The organism is Oceanobacillus sp. CAU 1775 (assembly GCF_054482815.1).
The window spans coordinates 518819-532679 of the sequence record NZ_JBTLRO010000002.1; the positions used below are offsets into that span (position 1 = coordinate 518819).

17 protein-coding genes are annotated in these 13861 nt (G+C 35.6%); 4 read left to right on the forward strand and 13 right to left on the reverse strand.

Going from position 1 to position 13861, the window contains the following annotated elements; all coding sequences use genetic code 11:
• Window positions 1–123 precede the first annotated feature (123 nt).
• The 3 genes from ACXYMZ_RS05815 (at window position 124) to ACXYMZ_RS05825 (ending at window position 1291) form a co-directional block, all read left to right on the forward strand.
• Window positions 124–456: a YtrH family sporulation protein gene (locus tag ACXYMZ_RS05815; protein WP_458947417.1), complete on the forward strand. Its 333-nt coding sequence runs from the start codon at window positions 124–126 to the stop codon at window positions 454–456.
• Complete coding sequence (gene ytrI / locus ACXYMZ_RS05820) at window positions 456–947, forward strand: sporulation membrane protein YtrI (RefSeq protein ID WP_458947418.1); 492 nt, start codon at window positions 456–458, stop codon at window positions 945–947. The genes ACXYMZ_RS05815 and ytrI overlap by 1 nt, the downstream gene beginning before the upstream one ends.
• Before the next feature lie 143 nt (window positions 948–1090).
• The gene (locus tag ACXYMZ_RS05825; RefSeq protein ID WP_458947419.1) at window positions 1091–1291 is read left to right on the forward strand and encodes a hypothetical protein; all 201 of its coding nucleotides are present in this window, start codon (window positions 1091–1093) and stop codon (window positions 1289–1291) included.
• Window positions 1292–1463: 172 nt separating this feature from the next.
• On the opposite strand, the gene ACXYMZ_RS05830 is transcribed toward ACXYMZ_RS05825, so the two are convergent.
• Window positions 1464–2408, reverse strand: coding sequence for a DHH family phosphoesterase (locus ACXYMZ_RS05830; protein ID WP_458947420.1), 945 nt, complete (start codon window positions 2406–2408; stop codon window positions 1464–1466).
• Between the two features lie 108 nt (window positions 2409–2516).
• On the opposite strand from ACXYMZ_RS05830, the gene ACXYMZ_RS05835 reads away from it, so the two are divergent.
• Window positions 2517–2813, forward strand: a complete 297-nt coding sequence (locus ACXYMZ_RS05835; RefSeq protein WP_458947421.1) for a YtpI family protein — start codon at window positions 2517–2519, stop codon at window positions 2811–2813.
• Between the two features lie 55 nt (window positions 2814–2868).
• Here ACXYMZ_RS05835 and ACXYMZ_RS05840 read toward each other — a convergent pair whose 3' ends face one another.
• The 12 genes from ACXYMZ_RS05840 to ACXYMZ_RS05895 form a co-directional block, all read right to left on the reverse strand.
• Window positions 2869–4176, reverse strand: coding sequence for a DRTGG domain-containing protein (locus ACXYMZ_RS05840; RefSeq protein ID WP_458947422.1), 1308 nt, complete (start codon window positions 4174–4176; stop codon window positions 2869–2871).
• Between the two features lie 69 nt (window positions 4177–4245).
• Window positions 4246–4470, reverse strand: a complete 225-nt coding sequence (locus ACXYMZ_RS05845) for a hypothetical protein (protein WP_458947423.1) — start codon at window positions 4468–4470, stop codon at window positions 4246–4248.
• A gap of 676 nt (window positions 4471–5146) precedes the next feature.
• The gene (locus ACXYMZ_RS05850) at window positions 5147–6823 is read right to left on the reverse strand and encodes a hypothetical protein (protein WP_458947424.1); all 1677 of its coding nucleotides are present in this window, start codon (window positions 6821–6823) and stop codon (window positions 5147–5149) included.
• A 17-nt stretch (window positions 6824–6840) separates the two neighbouring features.
• Complete coding sequence (locus ACXYMZ_RS05855; RefSeq protein WP_458947425.1) at window positions 6841–7344, reverse strand: PilW family protein; 504 nt, start codon at window positions 7342–7344, stop codon at window positions 6841–6843.
• A 33-nt stretch (window positions 7345–7377) separates the two neighbouring features.
• The gene (locus tag ACXYMZ_RS05860; RefSeq protein WP_458947426.1) at window positions 7378–7869 is read right to left on the reverse strand and encodes a type IV pilus modification PilV family protein; all 492 of its coding nucleotides are present in this window, start codon (window positions 7867–7869) and stop codon (window positions 7378–7380) included.
• A 24-nt stretch (window positions 7870–7893) separates the two neighbouring features.
• A complete protein-coding gene (locus ACXYMZ_RS05865) occupies window positions 7894–8658 on the reverse strand; it encodes a hypothetical protein (protein ID WP_458947427.1) in 765 nt (254 codons plus the stop codon).
• Complete coding sequence (locus tag ACXYMZ_RS05870; RefSeq protein WP_458947428.1) at window positions 8633–9253, reverse strand: PilN domain-containing protein; 621 nt, start codon at window positions 9251–9253, stop codon at window positions 8633–8635. The genes ACXYMZ_RS05865 and ACXYMZ_RS05870 overlap by 26 nt, the downstream gene beginning before the upstream one ends.
• A complete protein-coding gene (gene pilM, locus ACXYMZ_RS05875) occupies window positions 9237–10262 on the reverse strand; it encodes a type IV pilus biogenesis protein PilM (protein WP_458947429.1) in 1026 nt (341 codons plus the stop codon). The genes ACXYMZ_RS05870 and pilM overlap by 17 nt, the downstream gene beginning before the upstream one ends.
• A 43-nt stretch (window positions 10263–10305) precedes the next feature.
• Window positions 10306–10770, reverse strand: a complete 465-nt coding sequence (locus ACXYMZ_RS05880) for a prepilin-type N-terminal cleavage/methylation domain-containing protein (protein ID WP_458947430.1) — start codon at window positions 10768–10770, stop codon at window positions 10306–10308.
• A gap of 261 nt (window positions 10771–11031) precedes the next feature.
• On the reverse strand, window positions 11032–11499 hold the full coding sequence (locus ACXYMZ_RS05885) for a type II secretion system protein (RefSeq protein WP_458947431.1): 468 nt from the start codon (window positions 11497–11499) through the stop codon (window positions 11032–11034).
• 106 nt (window positions 11500–11605) lie between these two features.
• The gene (locus ACXYMZ_RS05890; RefSeq protein WP_458947432.1) at window positions 11606–12817 is read right to left on the reverse strand and encodes a type II secretion system F family protein; all 1212 of its coding nucleotides are present in this window, start codon (window positions 12815–12817) and stop codon (window positions 11606–11608) included.
• Window positions 12817–13854 (reverse strand): type IV pilus twitching motility protein PilT, encoded by a 1038-nt coding sequence (locus ACXYMZ_RS05895; protein ID WP_458947433.1) that lies wholly within the window; start codon window positions 13852–13854, stop codon window positions 12817–12819. Before ACXYMZ_RS05895 ends, ACXYMZ_RS05890 begins: the two co-directional genes overlap by 1 nt.
• Window positions 13855–13861 lie beyond the last annotated feature (7 nt).

Consider the following 13861-nt stretch of genomic DNA (forward strand, 5'->3'; position numbering starts at 1 on the left):
ATTTTCTATTATATCAAGGATATAGGAACATGCATACGGATTGGGCAAATTATTAGCAATTGTGATATTTGCTCATCTTTTTTCATAGGTTAGAAGTGGAGGACAAGCAAAGGGGTTGTTGAAATGGAAGAACGATTTTTCGCTGCATTTATTCATTGTTTCTTTATTGCATTCGGTGTTATCATTGGCGGCTCTGTCATCGGTAGCATTGGTGACTTTGCGACGGGAGACTCTCCCCTTTCAGCAATGGCAAAACTTGCAGATCGCCTCCGCATTTGGGCAATTGTCGCTGCAATCGGAGGAACTTTTGACGCAATCGCAACGGTCGAGCGCGGATTGTTTGATGGCACGCCTTTCGATTTGTTAAAACAAGCCCTCTTAATTCTCTCTGCAATGGGCGGAGTAAAAGTCGGTATCACGCTCATTTACTGGTTTACGCAGAAAGGACTTTCCTAATGCATATCCCCCCTTACCATAGACAGACTGCTTGGCAAAGATTTTTCGTCGGAATGCTTGTAGGTGGAATTGTTGCTTACGTGGTCCTCGTTTATATGCAAGGTGCCATGTATGAGGAATTAATCCTTGAAAATATTAAAATGGAAGAAATGATTAGTGATTTAAAAAATCAAAATAAAGCTTTACTTCAAGACCAGGATGATCGAAGCGCACCTTCAACTGTACAAGAAATTGAAATCATTTTTATGAATACGGATGCATTTAAAAATAACACATTACTCGAATCGCAGCTGAAAAGTCTCATCAAGCAAGAAATTAATCATTTGATAGGCATCGAGATTACCGTGCTATCCGCAAGTGATGAACTACTTGTTGCCGCTCTTGAGAATCGGACATTTACCCTTGATAGTAGAACATACCAATTCACATTAAAAAGAACAACCATTTCCCCCATTTTAAAACTCAAACTTGAAACGAAATTGTTAAACTAAATTGAACAATTTGTGACATTTGGTTTTGAATAGATTAGAGGCATTTAAAGATGGATAGAATATAATAAATAATTATTCATGTAATCAACTGGTACCTTTTTTGGAAAATCCCATACGATATGAAAACATAGGAGGCGTTTATCATGGTAATTACAAATAGAACACTTTTCAATCAGAAAATGGAAAGCTTAAAAAATGGAAACAATGCTTTCGCAGAGTCGGAAAGGCTTATTCAATTACTTGAAGAAGGCGTTGCGAAAGAAAACCTGCAAGTCTATTTTGACAAAACTCCTGCAGGGTGCTGGATCATCCCTACAGGAGAACAAGATCAATACATGCAATAAACCAGGTGCTAATGCCTGGTTTATTTATTTTTAAAATTTGGATGGTAGATATCAGTATAATTTGTGTCTATATCAGGATAAGTTGTGACAATATCAGGATGTGACGGGAACATATCAGCATTTTTTAAGATATATCAGCATCTAGCGTTAAAAGCATTCATTTACTTATCATCTAGCTATGTAGACGACAAGCTTTATCTAAATCATTAATCATGCGCTCAACTTCATCCCAACTATATACAGTTGCTCCAGAAGCAAGCGGATGTCCCCCACCATTATATTTTGCGGCAATTTCATTAATGATTGGACCTTTTGAACGAACACGAACACGAATTAAGTCATCTTCCTCAACGAAAAACACCCATGCTTTAATTCCTTTTACATCTCCAAAAACCCCAACAAGTTGACTAGATTCATCCGCAGTCACTTGGAATTTTTCTAATAATTCTTTCGTCAACTTCACGGCACATAACCCCGACTCAAGCATTTCAAACTCCTGTAAAATATAACCACGTAAACGTAATACATTCATATCTTCGCTATAAAGATCGCGGTATAAAGCTGTTCGGTCAAAGTCATAGGTAACTAATTCTGAGGCATATTGGAATGTCTTTTTAGTCGTGCTTGGGAATAAGAAACGACCAGTATCTCCAACAATACCTGCATAAATTAAGCGTGCACCCGCAGCAGTTAACTCAAGGCCATGCTCTTTTCCAACCAAAAATAATTCATAAATCATTTCACTTGTTGAACTTGCATCTGTATTTACCCAGCGTAAATCACCATAAGCATCCACATTTGGGTGATGGTCAATTTTAATTACTTTATCCCCATGGGTAAAACGCTGATCATCAACTCTTGCCGTATTTGCTGTATCACAAGTGATGACTAATGCTCCCTTATAAACTTCATCTTCAATTTGATCCATTTTTACTAAAAATTCAAATTCAGGATCATCTATCCCAACACTATAAACTTTTTTCTCTGGGAATGTAGCTTGAATAATCTCCTTTAGCCCACCTTGTGAACCTAGTGCATCAGGATCTGGCCGAACATGTCGGTGGATAATAATGGTGTCGTACTGTTTAATTGCTTCAATAATTTCTAACTGTATCATTGGATCGCCTCATTCTTCCTTATAAGTTATTCCGTTCTAGCAATATCTAATCAAACACGTTACAATAGAGAGTGGTACATAAGCTTGAATCAATTTAGGAGAGATAAAATGATAATACTAACATTTATTATGATCGTATCAATTGCGCTCTATGTATATTATAAGGTTGCTATTGTTAAAAGCAAAGATATCCTCACGCAAAAATATTTTAACGGAAAATCGAGAGTTTGTCTCGGAATCTTTGTCCTAGCATTCGCAATTAATCAATATGTCGCTTATCAAACAACGCTATCACTTATCATCGGTATTTTATTCTTACTTCTTGCTGGAATGCAAATTTATCGCGGTTCTGGTGAAGCAAGACATTATCGTAAAGAATATCGTCGCATTAATCCCGCTGATTAAAAAAACAATGCACCTTCATGATGGATTTTCCACCGTGATGAAGGTGCATTTTTTATTATCTATTTATCAATTGTGCCATGATTAATCCATTACCAATAATCTGTTTTTCAAAATAGACATCGACACTAATTTTTACATATAATCTACCAGCATCAAGAATCTTCGGTTTGATACGAATCAAGCTATCCATCTGTACTGGTTTATTAAAATAAACCGTAATATTTTCAACAGAGATGCCAGCTTTCTTTTTATCAATGAGTAGACGGTTACTTGCTTCAATAATTAACGCTGAAAAAACTCCATGACCAAGTGTACCTAAATGATTTGTCATTTGCGGAACAATAACTGTCTCAAATACTTCAGGGTTATCTTCAGCACTCGTTAAATTCCTTGTAATGATATCATTAATTGTTTCACCAACTTGCGGCTGTCTTTGGACCTGCTGCATTGCTTTTAAGACGTCCTGCCTTGACACGACACCCGTTAACATACGAGAATCATCAAGCACTGGTAACAGCTCGACACCTTCCCAAACCATCATATGAGAAGCATAGGCAAGTGAAGATTGAGGTTGCACATAATGTGGCTTCCTACTCATCACTTTATCAATCACAGTGTTTTCAGGTTGTCCGACAATGTCCTTTGAGGAAACCATCCCAATCACTTTCATTTTATCATCGACAATAGGAAACCTTGAGTGCTTTGATTCCTCATTTAAAACATACCAGTCTTTCACCGTATCTTTCGTCTCTAAATAATACGTTTCCTCTAGCGGAGTTTTAATATCTCCAACAAGGATTACTTCTTTTTTAATCAGCTGATCATAAATGGCTCGGTTAATCATCGAAGCTACAGTAAATGTATCGTATTCCGTTGATATAATTGGTAATTCATTTTCATCTGCTAGTATTTTATTCTTTTCTTCCGTATCAAAACCACCAGTTATTAATACCGCTGCACCAGCTTTTAAAGCCTCTTCATGTGCTTTTACTCGGTTACCAACGATTAGTAAAGATCCAGCTTCTGTATAACGCATCATCGCGTCAATTTCCATCGCACCAATAAGAAACTTACTCAGTGTCTTATGAAGACCATCTCGACCACCAAGAACATGTCCATCAATAATATTTACAACTTCAGCAAACGTGAGTCGCTCGAAATTCTCTTTTTTCTTTTTCTCAATCCGAATCGTTCCAACACGTTCAATTGAAGTAACAAGCCCCTGATTCTCCGCTTCTTTTATCGCTCTATATGCTGTACCATCACTTACATTTAAATCTTTTGCAATCTGACGAACAGAAATCTTTTGCCCAACTTCCAAAGACAGAATATGTTGCAAAATTTGTTCATGCTTCGTTGCCATTTTTTAACCTTCCTTCATCTGTACTACATCATCACTTAATGATAATTATACAGATTTTAAGAAGATAACTCAATGTTTTACATGTTGTTTCACTTTTTCAAATTCCTGTTCCATAACTGGTGGGTTAATGATTTGTAAAAGATTCGCTAAGTTTCCGCCGATTACAAGAAATAAAAACAAAAACCAGACGGACCAGAAAATAATTTCAACTGTACCAATCGCTGTAATGAACGCAGGCCAGGCGAAATAGAGAAATAATAGAGCGAGTAGGATTCTTAGGGTTGGGAAGTGCATGGGTGGGTGCCTCCTTTGGGGTTTTGGGTTTTAGTTTATGTATATGATATAGAAGATAGTGTGAGAACGTTTGAAGTGAAGATATATTAAAATTGAATTACTAGTTTTTCATTGTTAAGTGAAATAATCTAGGCTGTGAAAAGAAGGAGAATACCAAATAAATAAAGAATTCCCCTCTGTTTCACCGCACAGAAATATAATTTTTCTCCAGAGAAAACGAATCATTAACCTGTTTATATTTATAAAATCCTTCTTTAGAATAATTTACTCAAATTACTTTTATCAAATTCTACAATTATCAATTAAAATGGTTAAAAAAAATTGCATTTTTTAAGAAAATAGCTCATTTTTAAACCTATTTATAATTATATTGTATATCCATTTAGGCAATTTAACTTTTTAGTGAAAATTTTTCGAGATAAGAAAATGAAAAAAGAAAAGCGAACAGATTATTTGGTTTCTGTTCGTAGCGGTTTAAAACCTGGTAACTTTGAGAGTGAAATTTTATTAAACAAGATACTTTCTAACAATTTAGAATCGAATCTGCTGAATTTAATACCTGTCTCCACATAAAAGAATAATGCTTATATCCTGAAAACTTATTATAATTTCATGTGATGCTGGACAATTGAAATTACAGCTACTAAAGTAAAGAAAAAATAAATATAACCTTGCTCTAATATTCTACTTCCACATCTTTGTCTTTATCCCAGTTTACTTTTGAATCTCCTGCTTTAATTGACAAACCGCATATTTCCTGTAATTCTTTGATTGTAGATAATCTTTGAACTTCATCTATTGATACTACTTTTGCATGCTTCAGATTATTACCCTTATAAATTTTCTTACCTTCTAACATGAAAAGAGTATCCTTTTTTATGTCTAAATTCTTAGTAAAATGTAAATTACCAGCTAAACAAACTTTTGAATTTTTATTTAGTTTAATACTTCCAGCGTTTACTAGGTTACCACCTAAAAAAAAATGAGAATCCTGAATTGTTAAATTGGGATTATTATTAGTTAATGTTAAATCCCCTAAAATACTTATTTTTGAGTTATCTTTAAATTCTGTATTACTTGCATTCGAGAGATTTTTTTCTAAATGAAATTCTGATTGAGAGATTGTAAAAGTAGGGTTATTATTAGCTAATGTTACATTGCCCAATATGTTTACTTTTGAATACAGAGTAATCTCTGTCTTACTTGCATTTGTTAAACTTCCGCCTAAATAAAAATTTGATTGGTTTATAGTAAAAGTAGGGTTATTATTAGAAGATTTAAAATCACCTACAATACTGACCTCTGATCCATCTATAAATTTTGTATTACTTGCATCTATTAGACTTCCCCCTATATATACTTTAGACTTCCCATCCACTTTAAAAGTAGGATTATTATTACTGAATTTTAAATCACTTCCTATAAATAGTTCGGATTCGTCTATTACTTCAACATTCTTGATGTTTGAAGAGTTTTCTAATATATATGCCTTTGATACTTCATCAATTTTTATACTTAAACCCGATCCCTCACCTTGCAATCTCTTTTTAACATATAAAGTAGCTCCACTATCAATGTTAAGGTTGTTCTTCCCTGTCATATTACCTTTTACACAAACATCACTATTAATATACTCTTTGTTTTTTAATGTTTCATAAGTGCTCGTTACTACACAAATCGGATCTATTGGTTCAATTACTCTTGGTATACTTTGACCAACCAATCTTCCTAAAGCTTGAGAAATTTCATTTTCAAGGTTAGGTATTTCAAAAAATTGTTGGAATGTAAGTTCTTGTACTTCATTGGTTTCCATACTTGTATTCTTCCCGAGAATATTTCCTAAAACTTCAACTTGACTAAGAGAGTCATCATATTGAATAATAAATAATTTATCTGATTCAAGTTTATTTAGAGTAAATTCATACGGTTCAATTGTTTTCATAGAATTTTTATTATTATTATTAAAAAAAGATTGTGGCTTTGTTGCTTCATGTAATATCGCTGCTAATTTCTCCCCCAGAGCATCTTGTATTCTTTTACTTTCTGTTACAATATCAATCTCAATTTTTTTTTCACTTTCTTCTGTTTTTTCAACTATCTTTGTAATTTCTTTATCAATAAATTCGTCTAATTCAGGTATAGTTTCTAAGTAAATACTATTCAAGATAGTTGAATAGTAATCAACACCAGCCTCAGCCGTATTCACCGTCAAGTGATTACGATCCACCATTTCTTCTTGCTTCGTATGCGTAACTGCATTAGACATAAAAGAAGAGGCAAAACCTATGACAAGTACGATAACAAAAAGAACGATAATCAATACATAACCTTTTTCATTCTTCAATTCATTCATCTGATTCCCTCCGTTCCTTAATACCTTGTTAATACTGTTGTCACGCTAAGGTCGACTCCTACTTCTTCATCAATTATAGTAAAATCACTAAGCTTTACGTCTCTAATCACGATATCAGGTTCAATGTCCTCCAGTATGTTTATTTCATTTGTTGCCCTTTTATTTTGACCAGCTGGAAACACTTGAAGAATGACTTCTGTTTCAGTTTCACCTAGTTTATATGTATATTTGTCACTTAAAGTTCGATCGCCAGAGAATTCTTTGCTATCTTCGTCGTACTCTCGCACCTTAATATGATTAGAATTTACTATTAAGATATAGGATGGATTATGTCTGTGTATTCGTTGTAACTCAGTGATAATATAATTCGCTTCTTGCTGCAAACTTGTTTTTGTTGTCTCGACTTTGTTATAATTCATCGAAAAAATAACAACTGAATATACAATACCTGCAACAAATAAGGAAATGACAAGGGCTGCAAGAAGCTCAACAAGCGTAATACCTTTTTCATTTTTCAACAACTAGCTTGCCTCCCTTTAAGTGATGTATTGCAATTAATAAGTTGTAGCAACAATTTCATGGGGTATAAGTCCAAATGTTTCACTGATTGCTTGGTCTCCATCCTTTATCAAGACATGAATCAAAAATAAATCATCCAACCCTTCAACTGGTGAATCATCCTCATTGCGTACTTCAGCTTTATAATAAGCCCTTTCATAATAAATTAATTCATATTCATATTCTTTACCATTTGTAACTACTGTTCTTGTAAAAATATTACGTTTTTCATTGTCATAGTCTCCAAGAGAATCTACAGGTTCTCCGTATTCCGTTAAAATAAAAGATTTCCCACTTTCTTGCTTTAATTCATTCAACTCCACTCGTGCCAAGTTCATCACTTCTAATCTTTTCTCTGTCTGTAAGTTTACCTCAGTCATTCTCGGGAAAATAGTAAGAAAGCCAACGAACACAATTCCTAGAATTGTCATCGCTGCGAGTACTTCAACGAGTGTCATACCTTCTTGACGATTAAACAGCCTCTTCATTGGCTTTCTTCCTTTCTCTATTATTTACCCCTCATAATAAAACGTCATCACATCCACTGTCACACTTATCGTTTCATCTGGGTTTTCTGCAAAGATGAGTTCATTCTCCGCAGGTTTATCAAAGGATAAGCTCGGCACAATCATGATGCGCTCTTGTTTCTCAATTTCTTGTAAGAAGAGCTGGAAATGTTCATAATCTGGTGATAAAACATCGAGACTGACAACAATCGGTTCTAGCCCCTCTGGTAATTCCGCCATCGCAAATGTCGTTGTTCCTCCCACTTCTTGAGTTTCGCCAGTTTCTCTTTCCGTTTCAGCTACTTTTTCTGCTTCAATCGCTGCTAAGCGGTCTTCTCTTTCTTCTGTAGTTTCTAAGTGTGCTTGTACTTGTCCTACATCATCTTGATTTGCATCTGGTACTGGTTCAAATCGGTTTGGCAAGCTTCCATCATAGCCAAATGACATCGATTCGATTCTACTATTACTCAATAGTTCGATTTCATTTAACGACAATAAAAATTGATCTAATTCAGCTTCTCGGGGAATATTTCTTTCTAAGAGCATCCGCTCGACTTCTCCGATATCAGCTGAGTCATCCTCACTTATTCCTGCTATCCTTGTTTTTAAAAGGGCAATTTCTTCTGTTAATGCTTCTTCTTGCCTCATCTTTTGAGCTAGTTCATCTGCATGCGGTCGGTAAAAGAAAAAATAAACAGCAGCGAGGAGAATAAATAATAATGCTAATAGTAAAAGAAAAGCGTTTCTATTCTCCTGAAATAGCTGGTTCATTATGTTCTTCCTCTCCTGCAAGTTTTTCTTGATTTACTTCCATTGAATAGCTGACATCATAGCGGGGAATCGTATCGTACAGTACTCCGGCCTCTTCTTCACTCATCCCGCCGTCCCCTACTTCAAACGTAGACACTTGTTCAATAATAACCTTGTCTAATAGTTCTGATTCAGTAAGATTCGCAACATAAAGTGATGTATCATCAATTGTTTCAAATTGCGTTTGAATCGATACAGTCGTATAGTCAAAGTTATAATTACTTAAATATGCATGATCAGGTAAAAGCGTAATATATTCATCGACAAGTCGCGACGTGGGCAAGCGATGTTCCGCTATATAAGCAACTGCTTCACTGAAGGACGGCCCTGTTTCATCAGCTAGATGCGTATTGTAATTCGCTTCCAATATTTGCTTTTCTGATTCTAATGTTGCGACACGCTGTTCTGTCGCATTTAGTTGATTCGTTATAGATATATAAAAATAAATGAAAATACCGAGAGTGATTAAAAATAAAATAAGTCCAATCAAAAAGACGGTGTACAATCTTGATTCTGTTCGTTCTATTTTTGGCAGGAGGTTAACTTCTGGAAGCATCTTTTAAACCTCCTCTAATCGCTAGACCAAGTGCGGGGATAAAGGAATTCTCTATTCTTTCATCGCTTTTACTTCTAGCCGTTTTAATTTCCAGTTTCGTGACCGTTATTTCTTCGTAACGGTTACGGATACTTGCTTCTATCTCGTCAAGAAATGGATAATCACCTAGGAAAGCAATATCAGTTACTTGCTTCTCTCCTCGGTGTAATGAAAAACGATAAAAATTCATTATTCGCTCCAGTTCAGTGACTTCATCTTCCATCATCCCTGACACCATCATTTTATCATCCGAGAACTTCCACTTACGTTGGTTCGTCTCTGGATCAATGTCACTAATATCAAGCTCCATATCTAAGTCTTGATAACGCAAAAACTCTAAACGGTGCTGATGGAAAATTCCTAAGTGAATGGAACCCACATTGAATTCAACTACTAAATACACATCATCAGCATTTAATTGATGGTGATAATTTAAATAACGATAAACACCTAATATCCCAACATCTGCTGAGATTGGTTTTAAATTCACATCATGAAACACTTCCGTATATTTTCGCATCTCGTCTCCCGGCGCTGCGAATATTGTTACTAAACGGTTTTCATTTGTTAGTGAATCCTCCTGACCCTCTGGATTTGGGAAATCAATAATTGGGTCTCTAAATGGAAAGTGAATGCTTTTCCCTATTTCCATTTCAATAAATTCTAAGATCTCTTTCTTTCCTTGATAATTTGTCGGCACTTCGATTTGGCGCATAATAACCATCGCATTTGGCACATTAAAGCGTACCGATTTATTTTTCAGTCCATACTGCTGGACAACATCTTTCATAAACTGGAAAAATTCCAACTCATCGACAATGCGCCCGTTTTCAATAACATTGTTAGGTAAAACAATTTCATCACAAATTTTACCCACCTTCAATTCACGGCCATTCGTTTCAACGATTCGTAATATATGATCTTCTATAAATAAATGAATGACACTATTTTGTTTTTTAAAAGAAAACATAAGACAACACCTTTCTGGACGACCTATTCAAAATATTTAACAATTAATTTTTACAAAGTTTTCTTCCTTGGTCTATTAATTCAATCTTAGAATAATAACGATTGAATGTACATTCAACAGGAGCACCTGAAGTTGCTGCAGCTGTAATCTCAATAGTATCATTGTCATTTTTTTGCAATTGAAAATCATACGCTTTATTTACACCCGTTTTCGAATTATCCCATGGGTTAACTAAATTAGCAGGGTTTAATGTGTTAAGCTCTGTTGCGTTGATTATTTTAGATATTTCACTACCACTAGCTTCATACAACTCGGCAGCATTAATCACTTGCAAGGCATTAGAAATATGAGCGTCTTTTCTTGAGTTTTCAATGACATTCCCAATTGCAACAAAAGCAATTAAACCGACAATTACTAAAATAACGACAACTGCTAATAACTCAACAAGCGTCATTCCACGTTCGTCTTTCTTGAAATTTTCCATTTGATTTTCCATGATGTTTTTCATAAAAATCCTCCTCTTGGATTAGCAGTACTTTCTCCTACAACATTCAAAACTATATAAAAGAAACCCATAATTTAAATTATTAGAGAATGAAAAAAGATTAAATAAAAAACCTTCAATTCCTTTCATAATCCTACCTTAAAATATGATGAAGCTTATGAAAAGAATTGCAATTCAATAAGGTAGCAATACCCAGCCCTAAAAAAGCTGAGTATCGCTATATATTACATTACAAGTGGGATAAGGGTCCTGTCCCTATGGCTTTTAATCATCACAAACAGTTCTACCCTCAGCAGCTAACTCCGCTCTTGTTTTAGCTGTGGTAAATGCAGCGCAATTATCATGTTCACCCGTAACCAAAATCTCTCTTTCTGCGCCCTCACCAGTAGCAGTTATTGTAAAGTTATACCCATCTTCTCCAGTTACTTCATTATTCCACGGATCAATCAAATCATTGGCATTGACAGTATCTAAATCAGTAGCGTTTACAGGACTTGTCAAATCATCAATCGAATTCCCGCTCGCTTCATACAATTCAGCAGCACTTATCATTTGTGTTGCGTTCGCAATATGGGCATCTTTTTTCGAATTATCAATCACGTTCCCAATTGACACAAATGCAATTAAACCAACAATCGCAAGAATAACAACTACCGCTAAAAGCTCAACAAGCGTTAACCCCCGCTCATCTTTCTTAAAGTTCTCCATCCATCTCTTCATCATCTTTTTCATCTGTTTTCCTCCTGAAATTTATAATCATTACATTTTACTCACCAAACGAATACGTCTCTTTAAATCGTTTCTTGTCTGTATACCACCCCCCTAAAAAGTATAGATTTTATAGCTGATCGTAGATAGAAAACATTGGTACCATAATTGCTATTACGATTAAACCGACAACTCCTGCTAGTATGACAATCATTAACGGTTCGATTAATGACTTCAAGGAATCGACAGTTCTATCGACATCTTCTTCATAAAAATCAGCAACTTTTCCTAGCATAAAGTCGAGTTGTCCGGTTTGTTCTCCGATGGCAATCATTTGTCCAACAAGTGGTGGAAAGACCCAGCTTTGAATAATTGGTTGTGATAATGGTCTTCCCTCTTCTAAATTCTCAGCTGCTTCTTTAACGACTTTACGAATCACTAAATTACTAACGACTTTTTCAACTATCTCTAGTGCTTGTAAGATTGGAACAGAGCTTGCAAATAAAGAAGAAAGTGTTCTTGTCATTTGTGCAATCGCTGCTTTTTGAATGAGCTTACCGAATATCGGCATGCGCAGTAATCCGACATAGACCGTATACCTGAATCTCTCATTCTTTTTAAATAAATAAACAAAGCTACCAATTGCTAAGGCTAAAACAAGAATAATTAAGTACCAATAGGACGCTGTAAAACTACTAATTGCCATGACCATTCTTGTAATCGCTGGTAACTCAGCTCCCATTGATTCAAATGTCGAAACAAATTGTGGCACTATGTATACCATAAGAAATACGACAACAGCGGCAATTACAATGAGTAAGACAGCTGGATAACTTAATGTGGATTGCACTTTCTTTGTTAACGTGTTCTGTTTTTCATAATGACTTGCGAGGCGTTCGAGTGTCGCATCCATTTCACCTGTTGCTTCACCAGCACGAACCATATTAACAAATAACGGCGGGAAAGCTTTCGGATGTTTTTTTGCTGCGTTTGATAAAGATAAACCGTCTCGTAAGTTTTCTTCTACTTGTAGTAAGACTTTTTTTAGTCCTTTACTATCTGTCTGTTCGGCTAATATATTGGTAGAATCAACAATCGACACACCAGCCCGAATTAACGTTGCGAACTGGCGACAATAAATAACAAAGTCGTCATTTTTAATAGAACTTCCACCAATAGAAAGGTCTTTGTTAAAGATAGTAGGTTGTGTCTCTTCGATTTCTCGTGGTCGAATACCTTTTTTCTTTAATTCATTGATTGCTTGGCTTTTCGTTCCACTTTCAATCGTTCCTTTTTTCATTGTTCCTTTTGCTGTTCTCCCGACATACTTAAAGACTGCCATTAAAATTCACCTAAGTTCTCACTATGAATCTCGATTTGTTCTGGATCAATCTTTCCACTGCCAACAAGCTCTTTTAAAGACATTTCCAATGTATGCATCCCGGATGACCGACTTGTTTGCAGGATATTATTCAGCTGCTCAATCTTTTCATTACGAATTAAATTCGCAATTGACGGGAGATTGACGAGCACTTCAGTTGCTGCTACTCTTCCTGTTTCATCAATCGTCGGTATAAGTCGTTGTGATAAAATACCGATAAGCACCATGGATAATTGTGTCCTGATTTGTCCTTGTTGATGTGGCGGGAATACGTCTATAATTCGGTTAATCGTTTGTGACGCACTACTTGTGTGCAACGTTGCTAAAACAAGATGTCCTGTTTCTGCTGCGGTAATTGCAGTAGAAATTGTTTCATGGTCACGCATCTCCCCAACGAGAATAACGTCTGGATCTTGACGCAGTGCGGAGCGTAAGCCAGTTGCAAATCCTGAAGTATCTGTACCGACTTCCCTTTGATTGACAATCGATTGGCGGTGAGTGTGCTCATACTCAATCGGGTCCTCTAATGTAATAATATGTTTCTTTTCTCGGCGATTAATATAGTCAATCATTGCAGCAAGTGTCGTCGATTTACCTGAACCTGTTGGGCCAGTTACGAGAAAGAGTCCTTGTGGCTTTTCCGCCATATCTTGAAGAATCGACGGCATATTCAATTGCTTTAATGTCAGGATTCTACTCGGAATAACTCGGAATACGATAGCGACATTATACTTTTGTCGGTAAATATTAACCCGGAAACGAGAAACATAGTCAAGCTCATAGGATAAGTCTATTTCCCCTTTTTCTAAGAACTCTTCCCACTGTGCTTCTGAGACAATATGCTTGGCCATTTCTTCTGTGTCTTTTGATTGTAAAACTTCATCACCTTCTGGTATAAGACTTCCATTAATTCTTAAAATTGGTGGAGAGTCTACCGTAATGTGTAAGTCCGATGCTTTTTTCTCATAAGCAATTTGGAGTAAATGATCAATCAGCATGTATACA

Bases quoted from the DNA above. Each gene is read 5' to 3' on its own strand.
- ACXYMZ_RS05830 (WP_458947420.1), bottom strand. From the start codon at position 2,408: ATGATACAGTTAGAAATTATTGAAGCAATTAAACAGTACGACACCATT.
- ACXYMZ_RS05895 (WP_458947433.1), bottom strand. From the start codon at position 13,854: ATGCTGATTGATCATTTACTCCAAATTGCTTATGAGAAAAAAGCATCG.
- ACXYMZ_RS05840 (WP_458947422.1), bottom strand. From the start codon at position 4,176: ATGGCAACGAAGCATGAACAAATTTTGCAACATATTCTGTCTTTGGAA.
- ACXYMZ_RS05890 (WP_458947432.1), bottom strand. From the start codon at position 12,817: ATGGCAGTCTTTAAGTATGTCGGGAGAACAGCAAAAGGAACAATGAAA.
- ACXYMZ_RS05815 (WP_458947417.1), top strand. From the start codon at position 124: ATGGAAGAACGATTTTTCGCTGCATTTATTCATTGTTTCTTTATTGCA.
- ytrI (WP_458947418.1), top strand. From the start codon at position 456: ATGCATATCCCCCCTTACCATAGACAGACTGCTTGGCAAAGATTTTTC.
- ACXYMZ_RS05845 (WP_458947423.1), bottom strand. From the start codon at position 4,470: ATGCACTTCCCAACCCTAAGAATCCTACTCGCTCTATTATTTCTCTAT.
- ACXYMZ_RS05850 (WP_458947424.1), bottom strand. From the start codon at position 6,823: ATGAATGAATTGAAGAATGAAAAAGGTTATGTATTGATTATCGTTCTT.
- ACXYMZ_RS05880 (WP_458947430.1), bottom strand. From the start codon at position 10,770: ATGAAAAACATCATGGAAAATCAAATGGAAAATTTCAAGAAAGACGAA.
- ACXYMZ_RS05885 (WP_458947431.1), bottom strand. From the start codon at position 11,499: ATGAAAAAGATGATGAAGAGATGGATGGAGAACTTTAAGAAAGATGAG.
- pilM (WP_458947429.1), bottom strand. From the start codon at position 10,262: ATGTTTTCTTTTAAAAAACAAAATAGTGTCATTCATTTATTTATAGAA.
- ACXYMZ_RS05825 (WP_458947419.1), top strand. From the start codon at position 1,091: ATGGTAATTACAAATAGAACACTTTTCAATCAGAAAATGGAAAGCTTA.
- ACXYMZ_RS05860 (WP_458947426.1), bottom strand. From the start codon at position 7,869: ATGAAGAGGCTGTTTAATCGTCAAGAAGGTATGACACTCGTTGAAGTA.
- ACXYMZ_RS05870 (WP_458947428.1), bottom strand. From the start codon at position 9,253: ATGCTTCCAGAAGTTAACCTCCTGCCAAAAATAGAACGAACAGAATCA.
- ACXYMZ_RS05835 (WP_458947421.1), top strand. From the start codon at position 2,517: ATGATAATACTAACATTTATTATGATCGTATCAATTGCGCTCTATGTA.
- ACXYMZ_RS05865 (WP_458947427.1), bottom strand. From the start codon at position 8,658: ATGAACCAGCTATTTCAGGAGAATAGAAACGCTTTTCTTTTACTATTA.